This is a genomic window from Spirillospora sp. NPDC052269, assembly GCF_040679435.1.
Classification (GTDB): Bacteria; Actinomycetota; Actinomycetes; order Streptosporangiales; family Streptosporangiaceae; genus Spirillospora.
Genome location: NZ_JBFAUU010000007.1, coordinates 85,115 through 108,900 on the forward strand (window position 1 = coordinate 85,115; position 23,786 = coordinate 108,900).

Sequence of the window (23,786 nt, forward strand, 5' to 3'; positions counted from 1 at the left end):
GTGTTCACTCCGTCACAATTGGCCGGGGGGGGCCCCCCCCCGCCGGAATTCCGGCGTCGGCGCCCGGATTCACTCCGAGCCGTCAGGGACGGAGTGGGGGTGTCAGTGCTTGTCGCCCACGCAGTTGAGCCAGACGCAGTGGCTGTCCCACTCCCAGCCCCAGCTCGGGTGGCCGAGGGTGACCTGCGTGAAGTTGCCCAGTCGTGTCAGCTCGGGGGGTGTGTAGCGCATCGGGTAGCGCTCCTTTCAGGATGGAGAACGACCGATGGTCGATCGTTCTTTACTCTTTGGCTGACTGCCGCTACGGAGCTTAATAACGGCCTTTGCGAAAAAGCCAATCAGAATCCTGTCCAGATCCGGCCCAGGTCATTCTTGTATTGCTCTGAGGTGAAGTTGGCGGGTGGCTATGCCCGCTTATGTGGATGTTTCACCTGACCGTTTCGGAGCCCGCGCCGGACCACCCCGGCAGGCCGCTCCGGTGGATCCGGCATCAACCGATCGGTCGATGCGCGGATCCACCGCGGTCCTGGCGGGCCGGTGGATCCGCGGGACCGCGCCCGCGCCGCATGCTCGAACCCGTCACCAGCCGAAACGAGGGGAACATGCCGGTCATCGAGGTGCGGAACCTGCACAAGCGCTACCGCGAACGGGGCGCGGTCGAGGACGTGTCGTTCACGGTCGAGCGGGGCGAGATCTTCGGGATCCTCGGCCCGAACGGCGCGGGCAAGACCACAACGGTCGAATGCGTCGAGGGCCTGCGCCGGCCCGACCGCGGCACCGTGTCGGTGCTCGGCTTCGACCCCGTCCGGGACGCCGCCGAGGTCCGCGTCCGGCTCGGCGCGCAACTCCAGGAGAGCCGCCTGCCGAACCGGATGCGCGTCGGCGAGGCGCTGGAGCTGTACGCGTCCTTCTACGCCGATCCCGCCGACCCGGCCGAGCTCCTGGACGTCCTCGACCTCACCGCGCAGCGGAACACCCGGTTCGCGAAGCTGTCCGGTGGGCAGCAGCAGCGGCTGTCGATCGCGCTCGCCCTGATCGGCGGCCCCGAGGTCGCCGTCCTGGACGAGCTGACCACCGGACTCGACCCGCAGGCCCGCCGCGACACCTGGGAGACGGTCGAGCGGATCCGCGACCGCGGCGTCACCGTCCTGCTCGTCACCCACTTCATGGAGGAGGCCGAGCGGCTCTGCGACCGGCTCGCCCTGATCGACGCCGGACGCGTCGTCGCCGTCGACAGCCCGGCCGGGCTCGTCGCCCGGGTCGAGCCCGAGCGGCGGATCCGGATCGCCTTCCGGCCGTCCGCGCCGCTGCCCGACGCCCTGCTGCGCGACCTGCCCGAGGTCCGGTCGGTGGAGCGGCGGGGCGACCGGGTGGTGGTCACCGGCACTCCCGAGGTGCTGCACGCGGTCACCGCCGTGCTCGCCCGCAACCACATCATCGCCGCCGACCTGCGGGTCGGGCAGACCGGCCTGGACGACGCGTTCGTGGCCCTGACCGGACGCACCCTGGAGGACTGACCATGCCCGCCGAGACCGTTCCCGCCGAGACCGTTCCCGCCGAGACCTTTCCCGCCGAGACCGTTCCCGCCAGGAGCGGGCCCGCACCCGCGATGCTCGCCAAGATCACCCTGATGGAGTTCCGGCTGTTCGTCCGGGACATCGTGGGCCCCGCGCTCATCGTGGTGCTGCCCATCGCGCTGCTGCTGGGCTTCGGCCTCATGCCGGGCGGCACCAGGGCCAGCAAGGACCTGGCCGGGCAGAGCGCCGCCGAGTACATCGCGTCCATCGACGTCGGGCTCGTCCTGGTCGTCCTCGGCTTCACGATCCTGCCGAGCGTGATCTCGGACTACCGGGAGAAGGGCGTCCTGCGCCGCCTCGGCACCACGCCGGTCCGGCCGTCGCGGCTGCTGCTCGCGCAACTGCTGATCTACTCGGTGTCGGCGCTGCTGGTCGTCGCGCTGGTCGTCGTCTTCGGGAACGCGGTCTTCGGGACGCCGATCCCGGAACGGTCCGGGTACTTCGTCCTCGCCGTCCTGCTCGGGATGGGCGCGCTGTTCGGCATCGGCCTGGTCGTCGCGGCGGTCGCGCCGAGCGGCAAGGCCGGGTCGGCGATCGGGATGGCGCTGTTCTTCCCGAGCATGCTCCTCGGCGGCGTCTACATCCCGCGCGAGAAGGAGGCCGCCGCGATGCGGGCGATCGGCGACTACACCCCGCTCGGCGCGACCCTGAAGACCGTCCGGGACTCCTGGCAGGGCCTCGACCCCCACCCGGCGCAGCTCGCGGCCCTGGCCGCATACGCTGTGGTCGCCATCGCGGCGGCGGTGCGTTTGTTCAGGTGGGAGTCGAAATGACGGAGTGGGAACGGCGGCAGGGCCGGTGGGTCCACGCCGTTCTCTACGGCGCGCTGGTGGCCTCGACGCTGCTGGCCGTCCTCGCGGAGCCGGGCGGCGTGACGGGCGTGCTCACCACGCTCGGCCTCGCCGCCCTCGCGGCCGTCTGGATGCTGGGCCTGCTCCGGCTGAGGCCGTTCGGCCCGTTCGGGCCGGTGCTCGCGTGGGTCTACTACGCCGTGCTGGTCGCCCTGTTCGGCGTGATGATCTGGCATTCCACCCTGTTCGGCCTGTTCGCATGGACGGGCTACGTCCAGTCGGGATGGCTGCCAGGCCGCGGACGGTACGCCGGGGTCACCGTCACGGCCTTCCTCGTAGCCACGACCTACGTCGGCGGCATCCAGCATCTGAACGCCCGGACGTTTCCGCTCTTCCTCGTGTTCGGCGTGGTGGGCGCGACGGTCGGCGGCGCGTTCGTCTACTTCATCCGCAGGCTCGGGGACCAGAACGTCCGCCAGCGCACGATGCTCGCCGACCTCACCGAGGCCAACGCCCGGCTCGAGACGGCCCTGGAGGAGAACGCCGGCCTGCACGCCCAGCTCCTCACGCAGGCGCGCGAGGCCGGGGCGCTGGACGAGCGGGCGCGGATGGCCCGGGAGATCCACGACACGCTCGCGCAGGGCTTCACCGGGATCGTCGCCCAGCTCGAGGCGGCCCTGCAGAACCCGGAGCGGTGGGACCGGTACGCGCGGCAGGCGCAGGCGCTGGCCCGCGAGAACCTCGCCGAGGCGCGCCGGTCCGTCCAGGCGCTGCGGCCCGAGCCGCTGGAGCAGGCGCTGCTGCCCGAGGCGATCGGCCGGATGAGCGAGCAGTGGACGGCCGCGAACGGCGTCCCGGTGGCCGTCGAGACGACCGGCGAGCCCTGCCCGCTGCACCCGGACGTGGAGGTCGCGCTGTTCCGCGTCGCGCAGGAGGCGCTGACCAACGTGGCCAAGCACGCCTCGGCGTCGCGCGTCGGCCTCACCCTGTCCTACCTGGGCGACGTGGTGCTGCTGGACGTCCGCGACGACGGGGTCGGCTTCGCCCCGGACGGCGTCGTGGGTGAGGGGTTCGGGCTCTCGTCCATGCGGCAGCGGATGCTGCGCGTGGCGGGTGGCCTGTCGGTGGAGAGCGCGCCGGGAGAGGGCACGGCGGTCAACGCGACCGTGCCCGCCGTCCCGGCCGGAGAGGCGGCCCGGTGATCCGGTCGCCGAGGGAAAGGGGCCGGTGATCCGGTTGCTGACGGGGGAGGAGCCCGGTGACCAGGCCGCCGGTGGGGAAGGGGGCCCGGTGATCCGGCTGCTGATCGTGGACGACCATCCGGTGGTCCGGGACGGGCTGCGGGGCGTGTTCGGGGCCGTCCCCGACTTCGAGGTCGTCGGTGAGGCGTCCGACGGCGCCGCGGCCGTCGAGCTCGCGGACCGCGCCGACGTGGTCCTCATGGACCTGCGGATGCCGGGCGTCGGCGGCGTCGAGGCCATCGCGCGGCTGCGCGAGACCCGTCCCGGCGTGCGCGTCCTGGTGCTCACGACCTTCGACTCCGACTCCGACGTGCTGCCCGCGATCGAGGCGGGCGCGACCGGCTACCTGCTGAAGGACGCTCCGCGCGAGGAACTCGTCCGGGCCGTCCGGGCGGCGCACTGCGGCGAGTCCGTGCTGTCCCCGACGGTCGCCGGACGGCTGATGGCGAGCGTCCGGCGCCCGTCCGACCAGGCCCTCAGTGCTCGTGAACGGCAGGTGCTCGCCCTCGTCGCGGGCGGTGCCACCAACCGGGACGCGGCGCGCGAGCTGTTCGTCAGCGAGGCCACCGTCAAGACGCACCTGCTGCACATCTACGACAAGCTCGGCGTCCGCGACCGCGCGTCCGCCGTCGCCGAGGCGTACCGGCGCGGCCTGCTCAGCTGAATCAAAGATCTTTTTTTTCGACAATTCACCCGGTCGTCCGCGGGGATCCCCGTGGGGCCGGGAGGCCCGACGGGGCAGGGGATGTAGACGATCACGGCGTCCGGTCGGGGGGATGGGAGGGCTTTGTCCCTGACTCGAACGCCCTGACCTCGGCTTGTAGCTCCGACATCGTGTAGGACATACTTCGTCCCGCTGGGGCATACGGATGCCGGGTAGCGGCATGGTGACGTATCCCCAGGTGTTGTCATCGATCCGCAAGGATCAGCCGATAAGGGGGGAGTGCGGATGCAGCCGTTCGTCGTCGCGCTCGCGCTGCTCGGTCTCACGGCGGCCCTGGTGTGCGCCGCCTACGCGGTGTCCGCGTTCACCGCGCTCCCGGGAACACCGGCCGCCGCGCCGTACCTGTCCGGCGGCCTCCCGGTCGAGCACGCCGTGTCGCGCTACCACGTCCGCTGGTACGTGATCACTCTGGTCTTCCTCGCCTTCGACATGGAGATGGTCTTCATGTACCCGTGGGCGCTGGTCGTGACGTCCGTCGGGCCGAAGGCCATCGTCGAGATGTTCGGCTTCCTCGCGCTGCTGATGGTCGGAGTCCTGTACGCCTGGCGGGAGGGCGCGTTCCGATGGGCCTGAGAGCACGCCTGCTCCGCTACGCGGCCCGCCGTCCGCGCCCGCTCGTCGTGGCCGTCCCGGGCTTCACCGCCGTCCGCCTCGCCGCCGAGGCCGACCTGCGCCGCCGCGGCTGGCGCCCCGCCCTCTCTCCCGCCGAGGCCGACCTCCTCGTCGTCTGCGGCCACCCCGGCCCCGACCTCGCCGGAGCCATCGACACCGTCTGGGCGCAGATGCCGAACCCGCGCGCCCGGGCCGACCTGCACACCCCGTCCGACGTCCCGTCCGCCCTGGACGCCGCGTCCGCCCACCTGGCCGACGAACCCGCCCAGATCGAGGACGCCGCGAGCCGCGAGTCCTGGACCCCCGAAGAGTCCATGGACCACAGCGCCATGAACCACGGCGAAATGGACCACGGGGACATGGACCACGCCGCCATGGGACACGGCGACATGAGCCAAGGCCACGAGGGCCACGAGGCCATGAACCACGAACCCGCAGGCCACGAGGCCATGAACCACGAGGCGACGGGCCACGCCCACATGAACCACGGCCCCCAGACCGCCGACGAAGGCCATGAGGGCCACGAGGGCCATGAGGGCCACGAAGGTCACGAGGGCCATGAGGGGCACGCGGCCATGGAAGGTGAGCCTTCGGGGCACGAGGCCATGGATCACGCGGCGATGGGTCATGGCGGTCACGGTGGTCATGGCGGGGGCCATGAGCACCACATGATGGGGGCGCCGCACGGGCTGGCGATGGCGGATCGCGCGCCGGACCGGGACGGGCTCAAGCTGGACGTCCTCCATGTGCCGTTCGGGCCGGTGCTCGCCGACTGGCCCGCCGGGCTCAAGGTGACCTTCACCTTGCAGGGGGACCTCGTGCAGGCCGCCGAGGTGGAGACCCTCGACGCGGACGCGGGCGATGAGCACTTCTGGGACGACACGAACGTGGTCGCGGCCCGCCTCGACGCGCTGGCCCGGCTGCTCGCCGTCGCGGGATGGACGGGACAGGCCGCGCAGGCCCGCGTCCTCCGCGACGAGGCTCTCAAGGACGGACGCGTCGAGCCGTCCCGCCTGGCGAAGTTCGTGCGGCGCACGCGCCGTTCGCGCACGCTGCGCTGGATGCTCCAGGACGTCCGCCTCGGTGAGACGAACGCCTGGACGCGCGTGTCCGACTGGCTCGACGAGCTCGGCGGGGAGACGCGTCCGCGCACGCCGGTCCCGCCGCTCGGCGAAATGCTCGTCGGCCTGGACGTCGCGGCGGCGCGCCTGCTCGTCGCCGCGCTCGACCCCGAAACGGAGAGGACGGTGGCGGAACATGTCTGAGTCCCTGCTCGTCGTCCTTCCCCTCGTCGCGGTGCTGACGATCGCGGCGGCGGCGTTCGACGCCGTCCTCGCGGCGTCCGCGGCGGGGAGCCCCGGGCCCTGGCGGGCGTGGGACTCGCCGCTGCGCGAGGCGGCGCGCCAACTCGTCCGGCAGCGGCGGAGCACGCTCGCGTCCGATCGGCTGCTGCGGCGCACCGGCGTGCTCGTCCTGCCGGTCGCGGCGGTGCTCGCGGCGGCGGTGCTGCCACTCGGCGGATCCCGCGCGGCGTCCGACATGTCCGTCGGGATCGTCTGGTTCAACGCCATGGAGGTCGCGGTCTGGGCGGGCGTCTGGCTCGCCGGATGGGGCGTGAACTCGGCGTACTCGCTGGTCGGCGGCTACCGGATGATCGCGCAGGGCCTCGCCTACGAGCTGCCGCACATGTTCGCGCTGATCACGGTCGGGGTCGGCGCGGAGTCCCTGCGCTTCTCGGACGTCGTGACGGCGCAGCACGACCTGTGGTTCGCCGTCCAGATGCCCGTCGCGTTCCTCGTGTACCTGCTGTCCGCGCTGGCGATGGCGTTCTGGGGACCGCTGTCGTCCCCGGTGGGCGCCGATCTCGCGGGCGGCGCCGCGGCCGAGCTGTCCGGCGCCGACCGGCTGGTGTTCTCGGCGGGCCGGTACGCGATGCTCGCGGTCGCCGCGGCCGCCGCCGTCCCGCTGTTCCTCGGCGGGGGAGCGGGACCGCTGCTCCCGGCCTGGCTGTGGGCGCTGCTGAAGACGCTCGCCGTCCTCGCCGCCCTGGTCTGGACGGCGCGCCGCCTGCCGGTGCTCCGGATGGACCGCTTCATGACCTTCGCGTGGACGGCCCTGATCCCGGCCACGCTGCTCCAACTGCTCGTCACCGGACTGATCGCGCTGTGAGGAGGAACTGACATGCTGCAGGACGCGGCGTTCTGGATCCTGGCCCTCGCGGCCGTGGGCACGGGGACGATGGTCTTCATCGTCGACTCGATGGCGCGCGCCACCTTCGCGCTGCTGGCGTCCTTCCTGTGCGTCGGCACGGCACTGCTGCTCATCGATCTGCACTACCTGGGCATCCTGGTCGTGCTGATGATGATCATGGAGATGCTGGTGATGGCCGTCTTCATGCTCATGTACATGATGAACCCGGCCGGCCTCATGCCGATGACGATGGTGCACAACAACCGCGCGGCCCTCGGCATCTCCGCCGGCGTCTTCGCCCTGCTCACGGCCGGGATCTTCACCGTCCACTGGCCTCGTCGCGAGGGTGCCCCGCCGCCCGACCCGACCAGGGCCCTGGGCCAGGCCCTCATGGGCCCGAAGATGCTGGTCATGATGGTCATCGGCCTCGCCATCCTCGCCACCATGATCGCCTCGGTGGTCCTGGCGACCAACCGAGGCCGCTACGACCTGGCCGAGCCCGCCCCGACCCCGGACGCTCCCACCCAGCCCGCCGAGGCCCACGCCGCGCACGACCACGCGGCCCACACCCACACCGCGCAGGCCCAGGACGTCCAAGGCGAGCACCAAGCACACGTGCACGACGCGCACGCGCATGACACGCAGCCGCAAGGCACGCACACACCTGAGGCCCACGACCACGCGGATCACGCTGGTCGTGGTCATGAGGCGCACGGGGCGTCCGGGCAGGGGCATGGTGCGCATGACCATGGCGGACATGAGGGGCATGGCGGTCAAGGGGGTGCCGGGTGACGCTTCAGGCATTTTTGCTGCTGGCGGCCGCGTTGTTCTCGGTCGGGTTGTACGGGGCCTTGTCGCAGCAGTCGATCGTGATGCTGATGATGGGGCTGGAGCTCATGGTGAACGGGCTCGTCGTGGCCGGGGGCGCGTTCTGGTTCTACGTGGCGCCCGGGTCGGCGGACGGCCAGGTGCTGGTGCTGGTCGCCGTGACGGTGATGGCGCTGGAGATGGCGATGGGGTTCGCGGTCGCCACGGCGTTGTTCCGGGCGCGTGACGTGGACGTCACCGACGACGCATCGGAGCTCAAGGGATGAGCGCGATCGCCTGGGCCCTGCCCGCGCTGCCGCTCGTGGTGGGGGCGCTGCTCCTGCTGGCCGGACGGCGTGCCGACGGGATCGCCCCGATGCTCGCCGTCGCCGCCGGGCTGGGCACGCTCGGTCTCGCGGTCGCCGCGGCCGTCGTCCGTCCGGACGTGACGTTCCCGCTGTTCGCCGGGCTTCCGGCGGGCATGGCGGTGGACGGCCTGTCGGCGGTGCTCGTGCTGACGGTGGCGTCCGCCGCGCTCGCGGTGCTGCTCTTCGCGGCCGGGGACATCGGCCCGGACGACGCGCGCGCCCGGTTCTTCGGCCTGATGCTGGTGTTCGCCGCGGCGATGCTCGTGACGGTCACGGCGACCGATCTCGCGGTGCTGCTCATGGCCTGGGAGGTCATGGGCGCGATGTCCTACGCGCTGATCGGGTTCTGGTGGCACGACGACGAGCGCGTGGACTCGGCGAACGTCGCGTTCCTGACCACGCGCGCCGGCGACCTCGGCCTCTACTTCGCGGCGGGGTGCGCCGTCGCGGGCACGCACTCGCTGTCGCTGGACGCGCTGCCGCACGCGGCGTCCCCCTGGCGGGACCTGGTCGCCGCCGGGATCGTCGTGGCGGCGCTCGGGAAGTCGGCGCAGCTGCCGTTCTCGTTCTGGCTGTCGCGGGCGATGGCGGGCCCGAGCCCGGTGTCGGCGCTGCTGCACTCGGCGACGATGGTCGCCGCGGGCGCGTACCTGCTGCTCCGCGTCCATCCGCTGCTGGAGACCACCGGCTGGGCCGGGACGCTGGTCGCGTGGGCGGGGGCGCTCACGGCGCTGGTGATGGGCGCGGTCGCCGTCGCGCAGCGGGACCTGAAGCAGCTGCTCGCCGCCTCGACGTGCGCGCAGATCGGGTTCATGGTCCTCGCGGCGGGCGTCGGCTCGGTCGCGGGCGGGACGGCCCAGCTCGTCGCGCACGCGGCGGTGAAGTGCCTGCTCTTCCTGGGCGCGGGCGCGTTCCTGACCGCCCTCGGCACCAAGGACCTGTCCGAGCTGCACGGCGCGGCGCGCCGGTTCCGCCTGGTCGGCGTCACGTTCGGCGTGGGCGCGCTCGCGCTCGCCGGGCTCCCGCCGCTGTCGATCTGGGTGACCAAGGACATCGTCCTGGCGTCCGCGCCGGTGCCGCTGTACGCGGTCGGCCTGGCGGGCGGGATCCTCGCGGCGGCGTACTCGGTGAAGATGATCGTGGCGGTCTGGCATCCCGAGGACGCCCTGACCAGGGACGACACCGAGCAGCGCGGCACCCGGCACGTCGGTCTCGCCGAGAAGCTGCCGATGCCCGTCCTGGCGGCCGTCGGCGTGGGCTTCGGGATCGTTGCCCTGCCCGGCGTCCTCGGACCGTGGCAGCGGCTGCTCGGCGCGTCCGGTGAGGACGGCCCCACCGCGTTCGAACTCGTGCTCTCCGGCGGGCTCGCCGTGCTGGTGGCGGCCGTCGTCGCGTCCCGCCGCGTCCGGATCCCCGCGCCGGCGGTGGCCCGGAACTGGTTCTATCTGGGCCAGGCCGCCGACCGGCTGGTGGCGCGGCCCGTGCTCGCGCTCGCGAACGCGCTGGCCTGGTTCGACGACCGCGTGCTGGACGGCGCCGTCCGCGCGGTCGCCGCGGGCGGACGCGCCGCCGCCACCGTGACCTCGAGGCGGGTGGAGTTCCCCACGGACGGCCTGGTGGACGGCCTCGGACGGTCCGTCCGGCGGCTGGCCGTCCTCGCCCGCCGTCCGCAGACCGGCCAGGTGCACACCTACTACGCGCAGGCCGCCGTTCTTCTCGTCGTGTTGATCTTCGTCGTCGTTCTGGTCGGGTGACCGTGCTTTCCCTGGTGATCTTCCTCCCGCTGGTCGCAGCGCTCGCGCTGTACCTGTTCCGCCTGGGCGACCGGGCGTCCGTCTGGACGTGGATCGTCGCGTCCGCGGCGGACCTCGCGATCGTCTCCGCGCTCTGGATCGGCTACGACGGTCCGGGCATCGGCTACGAGACGAACGCGCGCTGGATCCCGTCCGTCCGGGCCGGATACCACCTCGGCGTGGACGGCCTGTCGCTGCCGCTGCTCGCCCTCACTGCACTGCTGTTCCTGTGCTGCGCGGTGTACTCGCTCAGGCAGACGCGGCGCGTCCGGACGTTCGCGGCGCTGTTCCTGTTCCTGGAGACCGTCAGCCTCGGCCTGTTCGCGGCCCTGGACCTGCTGCTGTTCTTCGTGTTCTTCGACCTGTCGATCGTCGCGATGTACTTCGTCATCGCGGGCTGGGGACATGGCGAGCGGCTGCGCTCGGCGCTGCGGTTCTTCCTGTACACCTTCTTCGGCTCGCTGGCGCTGCTGCTGGGCTTCATCGGCCTGTACCTCGGGTCGTCCCCGAAGACGTTCGACATGGTCGAGCTGACCCGGAACCCGCCGCTGGCCGACAAGCCCGGCCTCGCCGGACTCGTCCTGCTCGCGATCGTCGTCGGGCTCGCGGTGAAGACCCCGACCGTCCCGTTCCACACCTGGCTTCCGCCCGCGCACACCGACGCGCCCGCCGCGGGGTCGGCGATCCTCGCGGGCGTGCTGCTGAAGATGGGCACGTACGGGTTCGTCCGGATCGCGATGCCGATGCTCCCGGACGCCTGGCGCGAGTACGCATGGGTGATCGTGATCGTCGGGGTCGTGAGCGTCGTCTACGGCGCGCTCGTCGCCCTCGCCCAGCGCAACCTCAAGCGCCTGATCGCCTACACGTCGGTCAACCACATGGGCTACATCGTCCTCGCGGTCGGCGCCGCCGGCCTCGCCGGGGACGAGGCGGCCCGGCGGCTCGCGGTCACCGGCGCGGTCACGCAGATGGTCAGCCACGGCCTGCTCACCGGCGCGTTGTTCCTGCTCTGCGGCGTCCTGTACGAACGCACCTCGTCCTACGACATGGACGAGTACGGCGGTGTCGCCCGGGTCGCCCCGGTCTTTGCCGGACTGCTCGCCGTCGCGTCCTTCGGCTCGCTCGGCCTGCCCGGACTGTCCGGATTCATCGCCGAGTTCCAGATCTTCACCGGCGTCATCGGCGCCGGGACGACCGGCGCGGCGATCGCCGGAGGGATCTCGGTGCTGGGCGTCCTGATCACGGCGGCGCTGTTCCTGCGGCTGCTCCAGCGCGTCCTGCTCGGGGAGCCCGGGACCCTGACCGCCAAGGTCACCGACGTCGGCGCGGCCGAGCGGGTCGCGATCGCCCCGATGCTGGCGCTGGCCGTCGTCATCGGCGTCGCGCCGCGCTTCCTCCTCGACCTGATCGAACCGGTGTCGTCGGCTGTGATCGCGCTGGTCGCCCGATGAACACGATGAACCCGATGATGCGCGAGAACCCGGCGGACCTGCTGCCGGAGCTCTTCACGCTGTTCGGCGCCGTCCTCGGCCTCCTGACCGGCATGTTCGTCCCACGCCAACGCCAGTGGATCGCCGCGCTGGTCTGCGCCACCGGCGTGGTGGCGGGGCTGGTCGCCGCCGCGATCGCCGTATCGGGCCCGCGCCTGACGACGTTCGACGCGTTCACGCTCGACCCGACCACGCACGTCACGCGCCTGACCGTCCTGGGGACGACGCTGCTGGTCCTGGCCCTGGGGTTCGCGCCGATGCGCGGGCACCGGCGCGAGACCGAGTTCCACGTCCTGACGGTGTTCACGGCCCTCGGGACGATCGCGCTTGGCGCGGCGTCCGACCTGCTGGTGCTGGTCGCGGCGTACCTGCTGGCCAGCATCCCCGCCTACGCGCTCGCCGGTTTCCGGAAGGACGGCAAGGGCACCGAGTCCGCGCTGAAGTACTACCTCATGGGCGCCCTGCTCGGGCTGCTCATGCTCGCCGGCGTGACCCTGCTCTACGGCCTGGGCCGCGGCACGTCGTACGAGACCCTGGCGCGCAACCTTCCCGACAACACGGTCGTCACGGTCGGGGTCGTCCTGCTGGTCGCGGGCCTGCTCTTCAAGGCGGGCGCGGTCCCGGCCCACTTCTGGGTGCCGGACGTCGCCGAGGGCTCGCCCCCGGTGGTGGCCGCACTGGTCACCACCGTCCCGAAGATCGGGGCCTTCGCCGCCCTGTTCCGCCTCGGCGCGGAGGTCATGCCGCACTCCTGGGCGCTGACCATCGCCCTCATCGCGGCCGTGACCATGACGCTGGGCAACCTGGCGGCCTTCGGCCAGGACAACGTCCGCCGCCTCCTGGCCTACTCGACCATCAGCCAGGCGGGCTACCTGCTCGTCCCGGTCGCCATGGCCGGACGCACCGACCTCGCCCAACCCGCCCTGCTCTACTACGTCGCCGCCTACGCCGTGACGAACCTGGGCGCCTTCGCGGTGGTCGTCGCCGTCGGACGCGACCACATCAACGACTACCGGGGCCTCGCACGCCGCTCGCCCCTGCTGGCATTGTCGCTGGTCATCTGCCTCCTCGGCCTGATCGGGACGCCCCCGACGGCCGTGTTCGTCGGCAAGCTCCTCATGCTCGGCGCGGCCGTCGAGGGCCACTACACCTGGCTGGCGGTCGTCGCCGCCGTCAACAGCGTGGCCAGCGTCTTCTACTACCTCCGCTGGGTCGTCCCCACCTACGCCCGGACGGACGACGAGCCCCCAGCGATCTCCCGCCCGGCAACCCTGGTCGTCTACCTGGCCACCACCCTCACCCTCGTCCTCGGCATAGGCAGCGGCATAGCCCTCTCCATGAACTGAGGGACGAAGGGCTACTCGGGCGGACGCCACCCCTCGGCGCGCCAGACGGCCAGCGCGAGCCGGTCGTAGTGCGAATACGAGGGGACGTCGTCCTGGGAGTACAGGGTCAGCACCGTCTCCCCGCGCTCCCAGACGTCCCAGCGCGAGCCCTCGGCGATGCTCCCGTGGACGCGCGCGGGCGGTCCGATCAGCCCTTCGACCATCGCCCGGACGCGTAGGAACTCGGCCTCGAACTCGGCTGGCCCGGCATCCGGGAGGCGTTCCCAGGCGTCCGGGTAGTCCTCGTCCAGGTCGTCCTCGTCCTCTTCGCCGTCGTCCGGGTCGTCCTCCGCTCCGATCGGGGGCCAGAGCAGCGCGAACGGCAGCGCGACGTACGAGTGCGGGCCGGGTGGGGGCGGGCCGAGCTCCAGCTCCCAGTCGTCCCCGATGTCCAGCTGCCCTCCGAACTCGAACTCCCCGCCGGGCCCCCAGTCGATCGTTCGGTCGTCCGGCAGCCACCCGGACTCCACGAGCGTCCGCCGCACCCCCTCATTCGTCCACGCCGAGTCGGCGACCCTCACCATGGCCTCGACGCGCCGCGATTCAATCCGAAGCAGCTTCACACTCACGCGCGAACCCTAGCCCCGCCAACGGAGTGCAACGCCCTGAGGACGCCGTCGTGGGTGATCGGCATAGGTTGGGGGTTCGTCCGAGGAGGGGAGACGTCATGTCCGAACGTCCTAGGGTGCGAACCGCGGAGGGGGTCGTCGAGGGGCGACTGCGGGGAGAGCACGCGGTGTTCCGCGGCATCCCCTACGCTCGGCCACCCGTGGGCTCGCTCCGCTTCCAGGCTCCCGTACCGGCCCTGAGCTGGGACGGGACGAGGCAGGCCGCCGAGTTCGGGCCCTCCGCTCCGCAGGCGGGGCCGACCGCCGAGAGCCCGGACGCGGACACCGACTGGCTGACCCTCAACGTCAGCACCCCTGATCCCGGGACGTCCGGGCTGCCCGTCCTGGTGTGGATCCACGGCGGCGCGTTCATCGCGGGGACGTCCGGCGACCCGATGTACGACCCCGCGGCCCTGACCGGCGCGGGCCTGGTCGTGGTGAGTCTTAACTACCGGACGGGCGCCGAGGGCTTCGCGCTCATCGAAGGCGCCCCCGCCAACCGTGGCCTTCTCGACCAGATCGAGGCGCTCGCCTGGGTGCGGCGCAACATCGCCGCGTTCGGCGGAGACCCGGACCAGGTCACCGTGGCCGGACAGTCCGCGGGCGCGGGCTCGATCGCGGCCCTCCTGACCATGGGACGCGCCCGGCCCCTCTTCCAGCGCGCCATCACGCACTCGGTGCCGGGCTCGTTCTGCACCCGAGAGCTGGCGGAGGAGGTCACCGCCAGGCTCGCGTCCCGACTGGGCACAGAACCCACCGCTGAGGCCATGTCCGACATCGCCCCCGCACGCCTCGCCGCCGAGCTGACGGCTCTCGGCCTCGAACTCCCCGAGCACCGCGAGCGCTGGGGCGGGTTCGCGCAGCTCGGCGTCGCGGCATGCCTGGTCATCGACGGCGACGTCCTCACCGAAACCCCCTGGGAGGCGCTGGCCGGTGGCCGCGCGAAGGGGATCGACCTCCTCGTCGGCCACACTCGTGACGAGTTCCGGCTGTTCAGCGTCATGATGGGACGACTCGGGACCTTCACCGAGGACGACGCCCGCACGGCCCTCGACCTGTTCGCCCCCGCACCGGACGGTCCCGACGCCTACCGTGCCGCCGACCCCCGGGCCACCCCCGAGGCCCTGCTGGAAGTGGTGTACTCCGACGCCCTCTTCCGCATGCCCTCACTGCACTTGGCCGAGGAGAACCACCAGGCCGGAGGCACGTCCTTCCTCTTCGAACTGGCCCTCTCCGCCACGGCGTCCGGCGGGGTCTTCGGCGCCTGCCACAGCCTCGACGTCCCGCTCGCGTTCGGCACCCTCGACAGCCCCACGGGCCGGGCCTTCTTCGGCGACAGCCCACCGCCCGAGGCGACGAGGGTGTCCCGCGAACTCCAGCGATCGTGGATCCGCTTCGTCACGACAGGCGAGGCGGGCTGGCCGGCCTTCCACCCGGAGCAACGCCTCACCCGCGTCCTGGACGACGAGTCGGAGACCATCCCCTACCCGGAATCGCTGTCCGACCCCATCTGGACGGGCCACCTCCCGGCCCCCTACGACGTCGTGCCCGCGCCCCCGACGTAAGATCACCAGCGTGCGGACCCTCGTGCTCTGGGACATTGACCACACCCTGATCAGCGTCAACAAGCTCAGCCGCGAGCTCTACCGCGAGGTCTTCGAGGAGCTCATTGGACGCCCTCCGACGCAGCTCGCGGCCATGGCCGGACGCACCGAGCGGGCCATCACGACCGACACGCTCCGCCTCCACGGAATCGACCCCACCGACGACCTCGTCCGCACCTTCACCACCCGCCTCGGCCGCGCCTTCGACGAACACCGGCATGAGCTGGCACAACGCGGGAAGGAACTGCCCGGCGCGCGATCCGTGCTCACCGCTCTCGGGGACGAGCCCGTCGTCCAGTCCGTCCTCACCGGGAACACGGAGCCGATCGCCCGCCACAAGCTCGAAGCCTTCGACCTCGACGGCTATCTCGACCTCGGCATCGGCGCCTACGGCATGGACGGCGTCGAACGCCCACCCCTGGTCCGTTTGGCCCAGACCCGCGCCGAGGCCAAGTACGGCGAGCGCTTCAACGCGCACTCCACGGTCCTGATCGGGGACACTCCGCACGACGTCCTCGCAGGCCACGAAGGTGGAGCCAGAGTCGTCGCCGTCGCGACCGGCAACAGCGACGAGGCGACCCTCCGCGCCGCCGGAGCCGAACTTGTCCTGCCTGACCTGACCGACACCGACGCGGTCGTCCACGCCATCCTCAACGTCACCCGCCCCTGATCCGCCCAGCCACGCTCGTCGGACGACCCGATCCGGAGGATGCCGGGGCGTGAGCGGCGACCAGCGACACGAGCCCGCGAGGCATGCGAAGGCCTCGTCGCCGACAAGCCGACCTTCACACCTGGACGGCAACTCCCCACGGTCCGCGACGGCGACCTCGCCTCAACCTCGACGCGCCTCGCCGACGGGGGGCGTCACCGCCGAGATCGCCGGCCGGCGGCCCGACGGCACCTGGCTATGGGTACTCGACCAGCCTGCGCTCCTCACTTGGGGGCCGTCCGCCAGGAGTTGATCTCCGCGGTGGAGGGTTCGTACGCTTCCGGGATGGAGAACGAGGAGCTTCCGACGCTTGAACTCGCCTTCCCCGGGCCCGAGCGCGACAGTGGTGTGGCGGCGATCAAGGAGGGGCGGAAGACGGCGCTGACCGGGCTTCTGGAGATCTACGAGTACGCCGAGGAGCCGCTGCCCGAGGTCGGCCAGCGGTTCGCGGTGCTCGACTCCGACGGCCTCCCGGCCGTGACGATCGAACTCGTCGAGGTCCGGACCGTCCCCATCAAGGACATCGACGACGCCTTCGCGATCGCCGAAGGCCGCGGCTACACCGGCGCCGCCGAGTGGCGGACGGCCCACGAGGCGTTCTTCCAGAGCGAGGGCGTCTCCGAGTTCCTGGGCCACACCCCGGTCATCGACGACACGACCCTCGTCGTAGCCGAACGCTTCCGCGTCGTCTAGAGGATCGGGCTGGCAGCGGTCGAGCACGGATCGCTCGCCGGTGCGGTGTTCCTGATCGCTGCGGCCATGACCGGCGGACCTTCCGGCGGGCAAGGCGGCCACGAACCTCGGCCGCGCGCGGCCGAGGACGTGCAGGCCGACGGGGCGATCAGCGTATAAAGCGGCTGATATCCGATCCCCGGGTGCGGCGATCGGATTCCTGGTTGGCTAGCGCTCATGCTGAGTGATGACGAGATCCGGACCCAGGCCGTCGCGGCTTTCGGCGATTGGACTCTGTGCCGGGTTGAGGAACAGGCGGTGCTCTCCACCATCGCGCACGAGCCGACGCGGCGTTTCCTGGCCGAGGTGGGACTGCCGGTCCAAGGGCCCTTCTTCGAGTTCGACACCGACTTCCTCGTCCGGCCCTCGACCTTCCGCGAACAGGCCGCGGACGACGAACCGGGCGGGCAGCGAGCGAAGATGCTCGCCGAGTGGGGCCACCTGCTGGACATCGGCGACAGCGGTGACGAGGACCTGTGGCTCGACCCGAACTCAGGGGCGGTCCACGTGTTCATCTTCGGTTGGGACGCCCCGCCTTGCCTCGTCAACAGCACGCTGTCCCAGTACGTCGCCGCGCTCGCCCTCATCGAGCGGCAGCGCTTCATCGACGGTGTCCCGCTCGAGGAACTCGACGACGACGATTCCGCCTACGACCGGCTCGAAGCCATCGTCGAGCAGCTGGAGGAGTCCGACCCCTCCGCGTTCGACGCATGCGAGCACGGCGCGCCCTGGAGCGGCTGGCTCGACGACCCGATCGCGTCGGGCGGTCTTGACTGGGAATGGAGTGAGGAGGCGCTGGACTACTTCCGGGCGCGTGGTATCGATCCGGCCGAGCGCGAGCCGCGACGTCCCACGGACGACTGACCATCAGCAGCCGGCCCGGCACCGCACTCACGAACGGACGGAGTTCACGCGGCGGAGGTTGAGTCGGGTCGACGACGCCACCCTCGTTATCGCGGAGCACTTCCGCGTGCGTTGCCCCCCGAACGTGTAGCCCACCGCGCGGCGCTCCGAAACCATCAAGGCACTGGTCAGCGCCGCGCACGCCCGCGGCCTGGTCGTCATCGCCCACGTGAGCGGGTCGCGTGGCGCAGGGACTCAGGTCGCGACGGCCGTTGTGTCGGCTCCGCAGGCGGTGCGGGCTGCCTGGACGAACTCGCGGACGCGTTGGGTGGCGTTGGTGTTCAGCCACATCGGGCCCCAGCGGATCGGCAGGGCGTCGCTGAAGGGGAGGTAGGCGATGTCGGGCCGGGGGTAGAGCCGGGCGACGTTCTCGCCGACCTGGAAGACGCCGCGGCCCGCCGCGACCAGGGTGAGCGTCTCGCTGAAGCTGGCGGCGCGAGGTCCGCGCCGGACCGGTAGGCCGCTCGGCGTGGAGGTCGGATTGCGGTCTCGCTGGAACGCCTCGGGCATGTCGGCCGGCACCCCGATGACCGGCTGATCGGCCAGTGCCTCCACCGACACCTGCCGCTGTCCGGCCAGTGGGTGTCCGGCCGCGACCGCGAGCATCCGCCGCTCGGACAGCAGGACCGGTCCGGCCACCACGTCGGGCTCGGAGGCGATGAGGAGGTCGGTGAACAGGACGTCGATGTCACCGTCCCGCAGCCGGGTGACCGCGTCGTGCCCTTGGGCCTCGTGGATGTGCACTTCACAGTCGGGGTGCCGTCGGCTGAACTCCGCGATGGCCTTCAGCAGGAGTTGTCCGGCGATGGCGCTGAGGAAGCCGACCCGGATCTCGCCGGTGATGCCGCGTCCGGCGTCGATCGCCCGGCGCACCGCGTCGTCCATCCCGGCCGCCAGGGGGGCCAGGTCGTCGGCGAGCCGGCGGCCGATCGCCGTCAGCCGCACCTGGCGGCTGGTGCGTTCGAACAGCGGGGCGCCGATCATCCGCTCCAGCTTCTTGACGGTCTGGCTGACCCGGCTGGACGTGATCCCCACCCGCTCGGCGGTGCGTCCGAAGTGCAGTTCCTCCGCCAGTGTCAGGAGCACCTCCAGCTCGTGTCGCTCCAGCACCGGGCCCTCCGATCAGGTAGTTCAGCTAACCGATCGTAGCGCGAACGGGCGTTGATGAGCCCCGCGCCGGACGGCATTGTTGATCACACACCGCCCCGGTGACCAGCAGGAACACCAAGGGCGCGAAGTACCCCCGGATCGTTGGGAGAGTTCGATGTCGACCGCTGAGCGCAAGATCGTGGCCGGGTTGTTCATATCGCTGGACGGCGTCGTGGAGGCGCCGGAGAGCTGGCACTTCCCGTACATGGACGAGGAGATGGGCGCGGCGGTCGGTCAGATGCACGCCGAGGCCGACACGCTGCTGCTGGGACGGGTGACCTACGAGGCGTTCGCGTCGGTGTGGCCGCACCAGACCGGCCCGCTGGCCGAGGCGATCAACGGCATCCGCAAGCTGGTGGTCTCCACCACCCTGCACGAGCCCGGCTGGAACAACGCCGCCGTGATCGACCGGGACGTCACCGCCGTCCTCAAGGACCTCAAGCAGCAGGCGGGCAAGAACATCAACCTGTCCGGCAGCATCTCCCTCACCCGCGCGCTGCTGGAGGCCGGGCTCCTGGACGAGCTGCGGCTGCTGGTCCACCCGATCGTGCTCGGCGGCGGGCAGCGCCTGTTCCCCGACGGCACCGCCCGGACGCCGCTGACCCTGACCCGCTCGGCCACCTTCGCCTCCGGCGTCCTGGACCTCACCTACATCCCCGCCTGACCCCCCAAGAAAGTAAGGACACCACCATGAGCATGCACACCGTCATCTCCGCCGACGGCACCGAGATCGCCTACGACCGCACCGGCAGCGGCCCGGTGGTCATCATGACCGCGGCCGGCCCGACCGACCACTACGCCCTGGCCGGAATCGCCGAACTGCTTTCTGCCGACTTCACCGTCTTCAACTACGACCGGCGCGGTCGCGGCGGCAGCGGCGACACCGCGCCCTACACGACCACCCGCGAGTACGAGGACCTCCAGGCCCTCATCGCCGAGGCGGGAGGCGACGCCCGTGTCTTCGGCTCCTCCGGCGGCGGCATCCTGGCACTCCAGGCCGCCTTGTGGGGCGCCGACATCGCCCGGCTCGCCATCTGGGAGGCCCCGTTCGTCCTGGACGGGACCAGGCCCCCGGTCCGTGCCGACTACAAGCAGAACCTGGAGCAGCTGCTCGCGGAGGGACGCCGCACCGACATGGTCGACTCCTTCATGGTCGACGCCGTCGGCATGCCCGCCGAGTTCGTCACCCCCATGCACGACATGCCGATGTGGCCCGGCATGGAAAGCATCGCCCACACGCTGGTCTACGACGCGTCCATCGTCGGCGACTGGTCGCTGCCCGCCGGGCTGGACGGGCTCACCGTCCCGACGCTGGTCCTGGAGGGCGGCACCGCCCCGTGGGTGAGCCACTCCGCCAAGGCGCTCAGCGCCGCCCTCCCCGACGCCCGCCACACCGTCCTGCCGGGCCAGACCCACGACGTCGACCCGTCCGCCATCGCCCCGGCCCTCGCCGAGTTCTTCGCCTGACCCTCCTTGGCCGCCCGGTCTCATCGTCCATGAACACGGAGTGAATGATCATGTCCTTCCAGGCATACCTCGACAGCATCGAAGACAAGACCGGCCTGGTCCCGCGCGAGTTCGTCGAGCTCGCCCACCAGCGAGGCTTCGACGCCCCCTCCACCAAGGCCGCCGTCATCATCGAATGGCTCAAGCAGGACTACGACCTGGGGCGCGGCCACGCGATGGCCCTCGTGCACGTCATCAAGAAGGGCGCGAAGATCGACGCCAAGCACGTCGGAACCACGGGTTCGCACCGCGACGAGTCCGACACGCTCTGGCTCGACGGGAAGCACAACCGGCCGCCCGCGTAGGGACCACCACTGAGCCCGCCGACACCACCTGGCCGTCCCGACCACCAGGTGGTGTCGACGCGCCGCTGACGCCGCGATGGGTGCGCAGTTGCACCTGCCGTACGGGGTCATGTTGGTGTGAACAGCGGGGCGAGACCGCGGCCTCTCGCAGGCCCCGCCGACGGCCGCCTCAGCCGCCCCGTGCCGCGCGTAGCCACAACCCGACAGTGAACGAATTATCTGGGGTGGCCCGGCAGCTCTCATCAACGTTCTTGACGATCGTCCTCGTCGGTCTGCGGGTTCGTTGAGTCAGTGCTATCTGCGGTTCTCATCGACGTCTCACCTGCGGTCGGTGGGCGGGTGCCGCGACTACAAGTTCGTCACTCTCCATATGTGTGATGCCGGGTGGTGCTTACCGTCGGTGTTCACGAGGCGTTGAGGGATGACGGTATGGCGTACTGCTTGTCTGCGCGGCCGGTGGGTGAGGCACGGTTGCACCACGTTCAGGGCTCTGCCGCTACGGAATCGGCGGGCATGCCGGATCCGCCCGGGGGCAATGCCTCTTGAGTCGCCGTCTTCACCGTTATTTGCTGGGGACGAGGACTATGTCGGAAAAGTAGCTCAGTTTGGCAGTGTCGAGGGTTATGGAAAGCTTCTTGTTTTCCGTCTCGACATCCGGGGCCCTATAGTAATAATTGTAGTCCAATTCGTCTACAAGTTTACTGGAATAGCTCTTTCCGTTGATTGTCACGGCCGTCGGCATTCCGCCTATCGATATCCCGAATTTCACATCGAATTTGGCGTTTCCGTCGAAGGTCAAGGTCTTCTCGACCGAATGATACCCTATGCCCTCGACGATGGGATCGTTGTCGGTCATTCCCACGGCACTGGTAACCCCAACCTGCTCCTCGCTGTGGGGGAAATATATGGGACAGATGATGTGCACCTTGTCGGAGGAGAGAGTCTCCGGAATATTGTCAAGATGCAGTTCGATGGGGTAATTATTCCAGCCCAGTAGGCCACGGTAAGGGAAGGTGTAATTGAAGCAGGCAAGAGCCTTCCTGGCTCCTACCTCTTCAACCCAGCGGCCTGCACCTCTACGTATCATTTGTTGCACGTAGTGCAGATGATCCCTCGCCGTAACCCTGAAGTCCGTGATATTCGCCTCGTCAAATCCCCACTCTTTCCCGGCGGATTGGACGTCGTTTGAGAGAGCCATGAAAAGGCCGCTCGCCACGGCTCCCAACTGGGCCAGTTGACTTGCATTCTCCCAGTACAAGGGCAACAATGTGATGAGGATGTTCTTGACCGAGATGAACTCGGTCCTCAAGGTGTCCTGTCGTGACGCGTTGTTCTTGTCTTTCGCCCAGGTCTCATGCGCCTTCGTGTACTGGGTCATGACATCCTGCAGTCCGGTGATGATCGCCTTCCCCTGCGCGACCTTCTGCCTGACCTCGCTCTCATGTATTGCTTGTTTGATCCTTTCGTACACTTCGGCCAGAATCTTGGCCTCCAGATCGGCCAGCGATTGCTTGAAGTCCGGCTTGTCGGGGTCGAACTGGTCCCACAGCGCCGCCAGAATGCCTCCCGCATCTGCCGCCACCCCGCCGGGGAGCATGCCCAGCGCCCCCACGATGCGTCTATTGAGCATTTGGAACACCACACTCCCGGACGTACCATAAAAGACGGGCTTGGATTTGTGCTTCTTGGTGGCCCGGGGGACCGCCTTTGGCGCCACTGAGGCCCGACGAGGGGAGCGTGCTTCTTCCTCCGATGCACGGCGGAACAACTCCAAGGCGTCGCGAACCGTTTCTTCAGTGACCAGGCCACCGATACTGGCATCGCTCATCAAACCCACTCATCCTTTCCTGGATCATGTTCTCTACGGCTAGCGCGTTTCCCCATCGCAGACCGGATGTCCTTCATAACCATCACTACGGCAAACGAAATGCTCGCCGTCGGACACACGGCTGTATCTCCACAACCGGCATGTCCCCCCACGCCTTTCGGTTTGGTCTCGGCAACACCCGGAGGCCACCAGGCAGAACTCCCGCATCTCACCGTGCCGAGGCGACGCCGTATCGCCGGCGGTCCGCGCCGGTGGCGCTTCCACTCCCGTACCCGGCACGGGGCAAATGAGATCATCGCTTCCCGTCAACACGCGGGAGATCCACAGATCACCAGGCGTTGCGCGCTAGCCCGCACCAGGGTCAGAATCCACGAATGGTCCTGTTGAGAAGTGACCACTGAGTTCCCCGAACCTCCACCAGCACAGCCGGAACATGCCCCCGCCAGTCCACCTGCATTGCAAGGGCTCACCGCCGCATAGATTCCGGAGCATCCTTTGGTCCGGTATGAGGAACCTTTGGTCCGTCAGCAGCAACCCTCGGCGTGCCCCCGGCCGCCAAGCAGCTGATCAAACCCCCTCGGCATTGGGAAGCGCGGGCCGCGTTCCGCAGTCAAGGGCACGTCGATCACCGGCCCTGCGCACGCCCATCGGATCGAGCGAGATCTAGAGGCCAAAACGTCGGCACACCCCCACCCGATCCGGGCCGACTGGGACCACTGTCGACCGGGGGCCACTTTGCAGGGATCCGGGACCCCTTTGGGCGGGACGGGACTCAGGTGGGACGCGACAAGAAGGATGACCGATATGCAAAGTACATTCCGATATCGCCCAAAATCCGACTTCTATACGGTCGGTGATACTTTGGCCGTGAGTGCACATACGTGACCGGCGCGCGGCGCAGGCGTGCCCTTGACCCGAGCGGCACGCGACGGGCCGCCCCCGCCTCAACACCCAGGCCGGGATGGGGCGAGGCTGCGGGAGGCGGTCTCGCTGAGACTGCTGCGACACGGTCCCGTGGACGTTGTGCGCCGGAATGACTGGATTGTCCGCCACGTCCTGTGGCAACTACTTGCGGCGGACAGCCCCGGAACACGGGCTCTTAAACCGCTGAACCCGCATCACGGTGAGGTCGAAGCTGATGGCCGTGTTCCTGACGCTGTCCTCCGACTTCAGATCGCACCGCAACCTGTCACTCTTGTACAGCACGTCGTCGACGGAGAACTCCAACGTCCACCAATGCTTGGCGCCTGCCTTCCACATCACATCGAACATCTTCACCTTTGTTCCGCTGGCGAGATCATGGACATCGTGTGTGTGTAGGCCCGGACTCTCGTTCTTCAAGGTGGCCCACTTCACCTCCTTCCCGGTGAAGTTGTGGAGATAGATATGGCTGAGAAGCGTGCCCGCTTTCGCCTCGGCGTCGTCTTTGGTGATTTCTTCCGACATCACGATCCATTCTGCTGC

Annotated in this window: 24 protein-coding genes; 19 read left to right on the forward strand and 5 right to left on the reverse strand. The window is 69.9% G+C overall.

Annotated features, from left to right (window positions below; translation table 11 throughout):
- Nucleotides 1-102: 102 nt before the first annotated feature.
- On the reverse strand, nt 103-231 hold the full coding sequence (locus AB0L06_RS16520; protein WP_500231851.1) for a lasso RiPP family leader peptide-containing protein: 129 nt from the start codon (nt 229-231) through the stop codon (nt 103-105).
- Nucleotides 232-602: 371 nt separating this feature from the next.
- Here AB0L06_RS16520 and AB0L06_RS16525 point away from each other — a divergent pair, with 371 nt between their 5' ends.
- From AB0L06_RS16525 to AB0L06_RS16580, 12 genes are all read left to right on the forward strand, one after another.
- Complete coding sequence (locus tag AB0L06_RS16525) at nt 603-1,517, forward strand: ABC transporter ATP-binding protein (protein ID WP_500231852.1); 915 nt, start codon at nt 603-605, stop codon at nt 1,515-1,517.
- A 2-nt stretch (nt 1,518-1,519) separates the two neighbouring features.
- On the forward strand, nt 1,520-2,350 hold the full coding sequence (locus AB0L06_RS16530; protein ID WP_500231853.1) for an ABC transporter permease: 831 nt from the start codon (nt 1,520-1,522) through the stop codon (nt 2,348-2,350).
- On the forward strand, nt 2,347-3,570 hold the full coding sequence (locus AB0L06_RS16535) for a sensor histidine kinase (protein WP_500231854.1): 1,224 nt from the start codon (nt 2,347-2,349) through the stop codon (nt 3,568-3,570). The genes AB0L06_RS16530 and AB0L06_RS16535 overlap by 4 nt, the downstream gene beginning before the upstream one ends.
- A gap of 88 nt (nt 3,571-3,658) precedes the next feature.
- Nucleotides 3,659-4,273 (forward strand): response regulator, encoded by a 615-nt coding sequence (locus AB0L06_RS16540; RefSeq protein WP_500232191.1) that lies wholly within the window; start codon nt 3,659-3,661, stop codon nt 4,271-4,273.
- 285 nt (nt 4,274-4,558) lie between these two features.
- Nucleotides 4,559-4,906, forward strand: coding sequence for an NADH-quinone oxidoreductase subunit A (locus tag AB0L06_RS16545; RefSeq protein ID WP_500231855.1), 348 nt, complete (start codon nt 4,559-4,561; stop codon nt 4,904-4,906).
- Nucleotides 4,897-6,210, forward strand: coding sequence for a hypothetical protein (locus AB0L06_RS16550; protein ID WP_500231856.1), 1,314 nt, complete (start codon nt 4,897-4,899; stop codon nt 6,208-6,210). The genes AB0L06_RS16545 and AB0L06_RS16550 overlap by 10 nt, the downstream gene beginning before the upstream one ends.
- Nucleotides 6,203-7,114 (forward strand): NADH-quinone oxidoreductase subunit H, encoded by a 912-nt coding sequence (locus tag AB0L06_RS16555; RefSeq protein WP_500231857.1) that lies wholly within the window; start codon nt 6,203-6,205, stop codon nt 7,112-7,114. The genes AB0L06_RS16550 and AB0L06_RS16555 overlap by 8 nt, the downstream gene beginning before the upstream one ends.
- A 12-nt stretch (nt 7,115-7,126) precedes the next feature.
- Nucleotides 7,127-7,927 (forward strand): NADH-quinone oxidoreductase subunit J family protein, encoded by an 801-nt coding sequence (locus tag AB0L06_RS16560; RefSeq protein WP_500231858.1) that lies wholly within the window; start codon nt 7,127-7,129, stop codon nt 7,925-7,927.
- Entirely contained in the window at nt 7,924-8,229 is a 306-nt protein-coding gene (gene nuoK, locus AB0L06_RS16565; RefSeq protein WP_500231859.1) for an NADH-quinone oxidoreductase subunit NuoK, read from the forward strand. The genes AB0L06_RS16560 and nuoK overlap by 4 nt, the downstream gene beginning before the upstream one ends.
- The gene (locus tag AB0L06_RS16570; protein ID WP_500231860.1) at nt 8,226-10,064 is read left to right on the forward strand and encodes an NADH-quinone oxidoreductase subunit 5 family protein; all 1,839 of its coding nucleotides are present in this window, start codon (nt 8,226-8,228) and stop codon (nt 10,062-10,064) included. Before nuoK ends, AB0L06_RS16570 begins: the two co-directional genes overlap by 4 nt.
- Entirely contained in the window at nt 10,061-11,554 is a 1,494-nt protein-coding gene (locus AB0L06_RS16575) for a complex I subunit 4 family protein (protein WP_500231861.1), read from the forward strand. Before AB0L06_RS16570 ends, AB0L06_RS16575 begins: the two co-directional genes overlap by 4 nt.
- Complete coding sequence (locus tag AB0L06_RS16580) at nt 11,551-12,939, forward strand: NADH-quinone oxidoreductase subunit N (RefSeq protein ID WP_500231862.1); 1,389 nt, start codon at nt 11,551-11,553, stop codon at nt 12,937-12,939. The genes AB0L06_RS16575 and AB0L06_RS16580 overlap by 4 nt, the downstream gene beginning before the upstream one ends.
- Before the next feature lie 11 nt (nt 12,940-12,950).
- Here AB0L06_RS16580 and AB0L06_RS16585 read toward each other — a convergent pair whose 3' ends face one another.
- Nucleotides 12,951-13,547, reverse strand: coding sequence for a hypothetical protein (locus AB0L06_RS16585; protein WP_500231863.1), 597 nt, complete (start codon nt 13,545-13,547; stop codon nt 12,951-12,953).
- Nucleotides 13,548-13,645: 98 nt separating this feature from the next.
- On the opposite strand from AB0L06_RS16585, the gene AB0L06_RS16590 reads away from it, so the two are divergent.
- The 4 genes from AB0L06_RS16590 (at nt 13,646) to AB0L06_RS16605 (ending at nt 17,495) form a co-directional block, all read left to right on the forward strand.
- The gene (locus tag AB0L06_RS16590) at nt 13,646-15,151 is read left to right on the forward strand and encodes a carboxylesterase/lipase family protein (RefSeq protein ID WP_500231864.1); all 1,506 of its coding nucleotides are present in this window, start codon (nt 13,646-13,648) and stop codon (nt 15,149-15,151) included.
- Nucleotides 15,152-15,161: 10 nt separating this feature from the next.
- Nucleotides 15,162-15,860, forward strand: coding sequence for an HAD family hydrolase (locus AB0L06_RS16595; RefSeq protein WP_500231865.1), 699 nt, complete (start codon nt 15,162-15,164; stop codon nt 15,858-15,860).
- A gap of 324 nt (nt 15,861-16,184) precedes the next feature.
- Nucleotides 16,185-16,592 carry an ASCH domain-containing protein gene (locus tag AB0L06_RS16600; RefSeq protein ID WP_500231866.1) on the forward strand — a complete coding sequence of 136 codons (408 nt, stop codon included), beginning with the start codon at nt 16,185-16,187 and terminating at the stop codon, nt 16,590-16,592.
- Between the two features lie 216 nt (nt 16,593-16,808).
- Nucleotides 16,809-17,495, forward strand: coding sequence for an SUKH-4 family immunity protein (locus tag AB0L06_RS16605; RefSeq protein ID WP_500231867.1), 687 nt, complete (start codon nt 16,809-16,811; stop codon nt 17,493-17,495).
- Between the two features lie 234 nt (nt 17,496-17,729).
- On the opposite strand, the gene AB0L06_RS16610 is transcribed toward AB0L06_RS16605, so the two are convergent.
- The gene (locus AB0L06_RS16610; protein WP_500231868.1) at nt 17,730-18,644 is read right to left on the reverse strand and encodes a LysR family transcriptional regulator; all 915 of its coding nucleotides are present in this window, start codon (nt 18,642-18,644) and stop codon (nt 17,730-17,732) included.
- A gap of 154 nt (nt 18,645-18,798) precedes the next feature.
- On the opposite strand from AB0L06_RS16610, the gene AB0L06_RS16615 reads away from it, so the two are divergent.
- The 3 genes from AB0L06_RS16615 to AB0L06_RS16625 are packed head-to-tail and all read left to right on the forward strand — an operon-like array spanning nt 18,799 to nt 20,494.
- A complete protein-coding gene (locus AB0L06_RS16615) occupies nt 18,799-19,347 on the forward strand; it encodes a dihydrofolate reductase family protein (RefSeq protein WP_500231869.1) in 549 nt (182 codons plus the stop codon).
- Nucleotides 19,348-19,373: 26 nt separating this feature from the next.
- Nucleotides 19,374-20,150, forward strand: coding sequence for an alpha/beta fold hydrolase (locus tag AB0L06_RS16620; RefSeq protein ID WP_500231870.1), 777 nt, complete (start codon nt 19,374-19,376; stop codon nt 20,148-20,150).
- 50 nt (nt 20,151-20,200) lie between these two features.
- A complete protein-coding gene (locus AB0L06_RS16625; protein WP_500231871.1) occupies nt 20,201-20,494 on the forward strand; it encodes a DUF4287 domain-containing protein in 294 nt (97 codons plus the stop codon).
- Between the two features lie 562 nt (nt 20,495-21,056).
- Here AB0L06_RS16625 and AB0L06_RS16630 read toward each other — a convergent pair.
- A complete protein-coding gene (locus tag AB0L06_RS16630; protein WP_500231872.1) occupies nt 21,057-22,322 on the reverse strand; it encodes an insecticidal delta-endotoxin domain-containing protein in 1,266 nt (421 codons plus the stop codon).
- Between the two features lie 1,065 nt (nt 22,323-23,387).
- Nucleotides 23,388-23,768, reverse strand: coding sequence for a hypothetical protein (locus AB0L06_RS16635; protein WP_500231873.1), 381 nt, complete (start codon nt 23,766-23,768; stop codon nt 23,388-23,390).
- Between the last annotated feature and the right edge of the window lie 18 nt (nt 23,769-23,786).